This window comes from Exiguobacterium sp. s80 (assembly GCF_018618725.1).
GTDB lineage: Bacteria > Bacillota > Bacilli > Exiguobacteriales > Exiguobacteriaceae > Exiguobacterium_A > Exiguobacterium_A oxidotolerans.
Genome location: NZ_JACSMP010000023.1, coordinates 1 through 1,177, shown reverse-complemented (window position 1 = coordinate 1,177; position 1,177 = coordinate 1). Strand labels below are relative to the sequence as shown.

Sequence of the window (1,177 nt, the reverse complement as noted above, 5' to 3'; positions counted from 1 at the left end):
CCGTTCCCATGCCGAACACGGAAGTTAAGCACTTGAACGCCGAAAGTAGTTGGGGGCTTCCCCCTGTGAGGATAGGACGTTGCCAGGCATACTTTTTTAATAAAGTATTTGACAATTTTGACTGACTAATATAACATTATAGAAGTCGTCAAGTTACCACGGTCCTGTGGTGTAGCGGTTAACATGCCTGCCTGTCACGCAGGAGATCGCGGGTTCGAATCCCGTCAGGACCGCCATTTTTATTTACCGATCTTTTTCTTTATGGCTTTGTAGCTCAGTCGGTAGAGCAGAGGACTGAAAATCCTCGTGTCGGCGGTTCGATTCCGTCCAAAGCCACCATTTACACCTGCCGGTGTAGCTCAGCTGGTAGAGCAACTGACTTGTAATCAGTAGGTCGCGGGTTCGACTCCTGTTGCCGGCACCATTTTTCATTTAATATGGCGGTTGTGGCGAAGTGGTTAACGCACCGGATTGTGATTCCGGCATTCGTGGGTTCAATTCCCATCAGTCGCCCCATTTTATTTTTAATTTAATACTAGTTTGTGTCATTAGCTCAGTTGGTAGAGCATCTGACTTTTAATCAGAGGGTCGCAGGTTCGAATCCTGCATGACACACCATTTTTATGCGGGTGTGGCGGAATTGGTAGACGCGCTAGATTTAGGATCTAGTGTCTTTGACGTGGGGGTTCAAGTCCCTTCACCCGTACCATTTATATTTATAATGCGGAAGTAGTTCAGTGGTAGAATACGACCTTGCCAAGGTCGGGGTCGCGGGTTCGAATCCCGTCTTCCGCTCCATTTTTTAAATAGAAGTAACAAAAAATAGCATAATTTGCGGTCGTGGCGGAATGGTAGACGCGCTAGGTTGAGGGCCTAGTGGTGGCAACACTGTGGAGGTTCAAGTCCTCTCGACCGCACTTATTATGCACCCTTAGCTCAGCTGGATAGAGTACTTGACTACGAATCAAGGGGTCGGGAGTTCGAATCTCTCAGGGTGCACTTTTCGGGAAGTAGCTCAGCTTGGTAGAGCACTTGGTTTGGGACCAAGGGGTCGCAGGTTCGAATCCTGTCTTCCCGACCATTATTGTTATCGGACTTTGAAAACTGAACGATGAGGCAAAAAACGTATCTTCGGATACAAACAATGAATGAAGCGCAAGCTTCGTCAACGTGACTT

Annotated in this window: 10 tRNA genes and 1 rRNA gene; all 11 read left to right on the top strand. The window is 47.7% G+C overall.

Going from position 1 to position 1,177, the window contains the following annotated elements:
* Positions 1 to 88: ribosomal RNA gene (gene rrf / locus KNP94_RS15770) — 5S ribosomal RNA — on the top strand; the annotation flags it as partial.
* 72 nt (positions 89 to 160) lie between these two features.
* Positions 161 to 236, top strand: a tRNA-Asp gene (locus KNP94_RS15765).
* A gap of 27 nt (positions 237 to 263) precedes the next feature.
* Positions 264 to 339 (top strand) — tRNA-Phe (locus KNP94_RS15760).
* A 9-nt stretch (positions 340 to 348) separates the two neighbouring features.
* Positions 349 to 424: transfer RNA gene (locus tag KNP94_RS15755), tRNA-Thr, on the top strand.
* 16 nt (positions 425 to 440) lie between these two features.
* A tRNA-His gene (locus KNP94_RS15750) sits at positions 441 to 516 on the top strand.
* Between the two features lie 26 nt (positions 517 to 542).
* Positions 543 to 618 (top strand) — tRNA-Lys (locus tag KNP94_RS15745).
* A gap of 7 nt (positions 619 to 625) precedes the next feature.
* A tRNA-Leu gene (locus KNP94_RS15740) sits at positions 626 to 709 on the top strand.
* A 14-nt stretch (positions 710 to 723) separates the two neighbouring features.
* Positions 724 to 798, top strand: a tRNA-Gly gene (locus KNP94_RS15735).
* A gap of 36 nt (positions 799 to 834) precedes the next feature.
* Positions 835 to 917: transfer RNA gene (locus KNP94_RS15730), tRNA-Leu, on the top strand.
* Between the two features lie 8 nt (positions 918 to 925).
* Positions 926 to 999, top strand: a tRNA-Arg gene (locus tag KNP94_RS15725).
* Between the two features lie 5 nt (positions 1,000 to 1,004).
* Positions 1,005 to 1,081 (top strand) — tRNA-Pro (locus KNP94_RS15720).
* Positions 1,082 to 1,177: the final 96 nt, after the last annotated feature.